The sequence below is a fragment of the Novosphingobium sp. B1 genome, assembly GCF_900176395.1.
Classification (GTDB): domain Bacteria; phylum Pseudomonadota; class Alphaproteobacteria; order Sphingomonadales; family Sphingomonadaceae; genus Novosphingobium.
Genome location: NZ_FWXL01000048.1, coordinates 1 through 5,399 on the forward strand (window position 1 = coordinate 1; position 5,399 = coordinate 5,399).

Below are 5,399 nucleotides of genomic sequence, written 5' to 3' on the forward strand. Positions count from 1 at the left end.
CTCTATAGGCTGTACCGCCCTAAAAACGTACCTATCGTGACCGAGGACAACGGAAAACCGCTACCTATTTGGGCAAACAGGGGAGGGGATGGTTGCTCAGTGCGCGCCCCTTCGCATGGGAAGCCCTTCCCTTGACTGGAGTACGGTAATACGCAATTATAGTTAGATAACTAAGGATATGGCCATGGAGAGAGGATTGCCGACAAAGGCGCTATGGGATCGCCTTCCCGAAATCGTTCGCTTCCGCGATCAACCGGGGATGACGGAGACCTACAGTTTTGCGGGCGCCGAGGGCACGACCGAGCTGGAAGGCCAGCTGTTCCGGCAGAGAGCGCGGCCATCTAAGGCGGTCTATTTGTTCATGCACCCCACAGCCACGGTCCAGCTGCTCCCAATGCCTGAGGCGCTTGCCGATGCGGGGTTGCACGTACTTTGCGCGTCGAGTCGCTACCCGAGAAACGATAGTGCGCTGATTATGGAAAAGGTCGCCTACGACATGGGCCAGTGGGTGCGCCACGCGCGCGAGTCGCTGGGTTATGAAAAGGTGATCCTGGTGGGATGGTCGGGCGGCGGCTCGCTATCGCTGTTTTATGCGGCCCAGTCTGAACATCCGACAATCACCCACACGCCCGCCGGCGACCTTTATGACCTGACAGCAGCGCGGCTGCAGCGGGTTGACGGAATAGTCTTAATCGCCGCCCACCTCAGCCGGGCGGAAGTGCTGACCGAATGGCTTGACCCCTCCGTCATCGACGAATTCGACCCGGACACGCGCGATCTCGAATTCGATATCTATAGTCCGGACTGCCCGAACAAACCACCATTCACCGCTGACTTCATCGCCGCCTTCCGCGAGAGGCAGCGGGCCCGCAATCGCAGAATTACCGCCTGGGCCGAGGAAATGCTTGCCACGCTCCGTCGTCGCAACGACGGCGAAACCGAACGCGCCTTCGTCACGCACCGCACGATGTGCGACGTGCGCTGGATTGATCCGACGATCGACCCCAATGGACGCGCGCCGGGGGCATCCTATCTTGGCAATCCACGCACGGTGAACGTGGGACCCGCTGGTTTGGCGCGATTCTCAACCCTGCGCTCGTGGCTGTCGCAATGGTCCTACGACCTATCCAACTCCAAGGCTGCCGTTAACGCGACAAAGATCCATCGGACCCCTGTGCTGCAGATCGAGAATGAAGCGGACGACGCGGTTCCCGCGAGCCATAATCCGATCATTCACAACGCGCTCACCGTTGCGAACAAGGAATTTGTGAGCATCAAGGGCGCGACCCATTTCTACCAGGGCCAGCCCGAACATCTCAGCGCTTGTATCGACGGGATCATCGACTGGAGCCACCGCAACGATTTGTGATCTGGCCGCCGCGATCGACGCGGCGCCTCCGCATTTTCGCTGCGGCGCGGCCGGCTTACGCCGGCCGGTCGCGGATTCCTTGCGGGGATCAGTTGTAGACGGCGTCCCGGATGTCGGACACGAACTTCCCCGACATACCCTCAAAGGCCGTGTTGGTCATGGCCACGACCGTCAGCGCGTTTGCACGATCGATGAACCAGCTATTGCCGTATCCGCCGGCCCAGTGAAGCGTTCCGGGAGACTGCGGCGACGGGACGGCGTGCGGATCTGCAAGCACTGCCCAGCCGAAGCCGAAGCCCCAACCCGGCCCGCAGGCCGCAGCCTGAGGTCCGAGCTGATCGGTCGCCATCATCTCGACTGTTTCAGGCTTCAGGATCGGACCACCCCCGAGCCGGATGGTTTCCAGAAAGTGCAGGACGTCGCCCGCAGTCCCCACCATCCCACCCCCGCCTGACGGATAGGAGTTTGGATCCAGGATACGGCTCGGCGCGAACGTTAGCGACCCGTTGAAGGCATCCAGAGGCACTACCATGCCGTCCGTGATGCGGACGGGAACGGATTCGCTGTTGAAGTAATTCGTCGCGAGCCGCTCAACATCCGCAACGGCAAAGCCGGTATCGACGATACCCAGCGGATCCGTGACCAGTTTGCGCACAGCATCGCGTAGCGAACCACCGGTAACGCTCTCAACCACCCCTCCCATCACATCCATGCCAAGGGAATAGCGAAAACCCGACCCCGGTGCGGCGGTAAGCGGGGCGGCAGCCAGGCGCCGAAGATTCTCGGATAGCGACAATCCCGGTTGATCCAACCCGTCGGAGACGTCGAGGCGACGATAATGGCCATCGCTCCCTTCCTGAAACGGATAGCCGAGCCCCGATGTGTGCGTGAGCAGATGGCGGATCGAGATGACCGGAACCGATCCATCGGACAGGCGCGGCTGAAAGTCGGGCAGGAAGCGCGTCACTGGATCGTCCAGCCTCACAACACCATCCTCGATCAGGCGCATCACGGCGGCGGTGACAAAGGGTTTGGTCACCGATGCAAATCGGAAAATGCTATCCGTTTGCATCGGCTTTTGCGATTCACGGTCTGCAAATCCCGCCGCGCGGCGATAGGCGATCTTGCCGCCCCGGGCGACGATCACGACCGTTCCCACCAAACGATTGTCGGCGAGAGCATTGTCTATCGCGCGATCCAGGCGATCGGACACATCCGCGCCTTTAAAGGCTGATGAACTCATAAGTTCAAACTCTCCCGATACTCTCGCAGACCGGACGCGGCCCGCACCTAAGCGATTGCAGTCATCAACCGCGCGGTGGAGAGCGACGACGATTCGGTCGGAGGCAAGGCCTGACCATCAGCACACCTCTCCACGCAACCTTCACGTCGCAGACCGCCACCGTGCAGTTCCTTAGTTATCTAACCATTAGTGATGTAAGTATCGGCGCGCAACATTGATGTGGGGCATCCATGGTGGCGAGGACACCCACTATCGCATCAGTCGCCTGCCTCATGAGTGATGCCGGCGACCCCTCGGTCCTCTCGGCGCCGCCGACCCGGCTTCGCGTCGGGCTCCTCGGGGGAGAGGCTCCGAATCGCAGCTTCTAGATTGGTCTGCAGCTCGCCCAATAGGGCGATCTGGAGATCCGCTTCGCGGCGCGAAATGCCGGTCTTAGCGATATCCCCAACTTCGATGCCAATGGGCAGAAGCTTCCTTTTCAGCTCGTGACCGTAAGGGGTGAGGAAGATGTTGATCTTCCGCTTGTCCGCCGCGTTGCGGACCCGGGCAACGATTCCCCGTTGCTCCATGGAAGCGATCGCCGAAAGCGTGGTCAGCTCCATCGTTCCAACAAGGTCGGACAGTTCCTTCTGGGTTAAGCCGTCCTGGTCCCACAGGACGCGCAAGAAGTACCACATGCCCAGGGTGACGCCGAACTGCTCGATCTTCAGCTGTAGCAGCTTTTGCATAAGTCGATGCGTGAGTCGGATTTGATATCCGATACTCAGGTCGAACGGCAGGTTGATTTCCCCGCTATCTCCGCTCATCGAAATCGGCCCTGCATGACCCGAACCATCGGGCCTGTTGAATGTCGAAACCAGCGTGCATTCCTTCTTGGCAACCGCCCCAGCCGCGTGGGTCGGTTGACTTGTTAATGGATTATGACTTGACGGTCCCGCGGTTTCTCATCCGGGTCGAGGGCGAGATTCCGGCGTTCGTTCGGCGGCCTTGATGGTCGTGACTGCCATATATTCAACCGACGTAAGGGCACGAGGGCCACCCTAGTTCGGGCGGGATTCAAAGGGCCGGAGAACCCACGCTCAATCCGCGTGGAATAGATAGGGTGTCACCGAAGCACGATTCAGACCCGTTCGACCGCGAGCGCAAGGCCCATGCCGACGCCGATGCAGAGCGTGGCAAGGCCCAGTCTGCCGTCAGTATCCAACTGGACGTTGGCGGGCAGGTGCACCATCAAAGCCGTTGCCCCTGCCTCATTGGGAGGGCGAACATGGCGACACGCCCCAGGGAGAGTGCATTTGTCCAACAGGCCCGCCCAGCTCAATCCGGAATGGAGCCTTGGTTATCAGGTCCGGCGCTGCCATCGGCGGTTCGATCGCCTGCTCAATGCGATGCTGGCGAAGCACGATCTAAAGACGGGCTTCTGGTATTACCTTCGTGTGCTGTGGATCCGCGACGGCGTCACCCAGAAATATCTGAGCGACATGACCAACGTCACAGAAAACACGACTGTGTCGATAATCAACAACATGATGCAGCACGGGCTTGTAGAGCGCACCCGCGACAAGGTTGATCGCCGCAAGTTGAGCGTTACGCTGACCCAACGAGGCAAAGCCCTGGAAGCGGAGCTCATGCAATATGCGATCGACATTAACCGCATCGCCGTCGCCGGGATCGATCCGGCCGAGGTTGCGACGTGCGTCGACGTGCTTTCGCGCATGTCAGCCAATCTCGCCGCCGAATTCGATTCTATCCCGAACACCCCCGCCGAGGACTGACAGGGCGCAACCGGTCAGCGGCCGCTCGCCGGGTATCCTGCGGCAGCCCGGCAAAGACGGAGCATCGACAACCACGCTGCTCCCGCACCGCTTATGCTCCGCCCCGTCATTTCCCGGATTGCATCACGTCAGATCTTGAACTCCGCGAACGTCTCCGGCGCGAACATGTCCTCGATCGTCAGCTGGCGCGGCGACAGACCCTGCTCATGATGATAGCGCGTGAAGGTCTCGAGTACGTGGCGGTTCTTCTCGATTCCGTAAGGCCACCACTGATCGCCCAACGTCGCGATCGTTTCCTCGACCGCGGCAATTTGCCAGGGCAGCATCGTCTTGAGCGAGGCTGAGACGCGCAGCTGTTCGTAGGTTAGCTGCTGCGCCTGGACGAACGCCTTGTAGAGCGCCTGTGCGATCCAGCGGTTCTTCTCGTAAATGTCGCGGCGAATGGCAACGACGTGCATGATCGGGAAGATATTCGTCTTGCCGAAATAGGCTTTCTCGACCTGGACGAAGTCCGGGAACAGGCGCCGCACATTGTGCGGTTCCGAATAGAAGGTCGATGGAGCACGCGCGGTGTGCAGCGCGTCGATCTCGCCATCAGCCAACATCCGGGTCAGCGTCTGGTTTGGCCCGATCGGCTCAACCTTGAACTTGTCCGGCAGATTGAGTTTGAGCTTTTCCTCACGGCCCGGCTCTTCCTCGCCGCCCGTGACATAAGTGACCGACGCCGGGTCGATGCCATATTCGTCCTGCAGGATACCGCGGATCCAGACCGGCGCGGTCATCTGATATTCCGGGACGCCGATGCGCTTGCCGACAAGGTCGGACGGTTTTTCGATGCCGCTCTTGGCCGACACGAAGATGCAGGAATGACGGAAGAAACGTGACGGGAACACCGGGATGGCGATAAAGTCTGGATTGTCCCGGCCCAGAGTCACGCAATACGATGACATCGAAAGCTCGGCGGCATCGAACTCGCGATTGCGCAGCATCCGGAAGAACGTTTCCTCGACGG

The 5,399-nt window shown here is 60.3% G+C and carries 5 protein-coding genes; 2 read left to right on the forward strand and 3 right to left on the reverse strand.

The window, feature by feature from the left end; all coding sequences use genetic code 11:
• Positions 1-184 precede the first annotated feature (184 nt).
• Entirely contained in the window at positions 185-1,369 is a 1,185-nt protein-coding gene (locus B9A23_RS21845; RefSeq protein WP_137903378.1) for an alpha/beta fold hydrolase, read from the forward strand.
• Between the two features lie 88 nt (positions 1,370-1,457).
• Here the strand turns inward: B9A23_RS21845 and B9A23_RS21850 are convergent, their stop codons facing one another.
• Both B9A23_RS21850 and B9A23_RS21855 read right to left on the reverse strand, forming a co-directional pair.
• Positions 1,458-2,582: a serine hydrolase domain-containing protein gene (locus B9A23_RS21850; protein WP_197423807.1), complete on the reverse strand. Its 1,125-nt coding sequence runs from the start codon at positions 2,580-2,582 to the stop codon at positions 1,458-1,460.
• 287 nt (positions 2,583-2,869) lie between these two features.
• Positions 2,870-3,418, reverse strand: a complete 549-nt coding sequence (locus B9A23_RS21855; protein ID WP_066271311.1) for a MarR family winged helix-turn-helix transcriptional regulator — start codon at positions 3,416-3,418, stop codon at positions 2,870-2,872.
• A gap of 483 nt (positions 3,419-3,901) precedes the next feature.
• Between B9A23_RS21855 and B9A23_RS21860 the strand changes: the two genes are divergently transcribed.
• A complete protein-coding gene (locus tag B9A23_RS21860) occupies positions 3,902-4,387 on the forward strand; it encodes a MarR family winged helix-turn-helix transcriptional regulator (protein ID WP_254895247.1) in 486 nt (161 codons plus the stop codon).
• Between the two features lie 128 nt (positions 4,388-4,515).
• Here the strand turns inward: B9A23_RS21860 and B9A23_RS21865 are convergent.
• Positions 4,516-5,399 (reverse strand): ABC transporter substrate-binding protein (locus tag B9A23_RS21865; protein ID WP_084281513.1); only part of this gene is annotated, 884 nt, incomplete at its 5' end.

Bases quoted from the DNA above. Each gene is read 5' to 3' on its own strand.
- B9A23_RS21845 (WP_137903378.1), top strand. From the start codon at position 185: ATGGAGAGAGGATTGCCGACAAAGGCGCTATGGGATCGCCTTCCCGAA.
- B9A23_RS21855 (WP_066271311.1), bottom strand. From the start codon at position 3,418: ATGAGCGGAGATAGCGGGGAAATCAACCTGCCGTTCGACCTGAGTATC.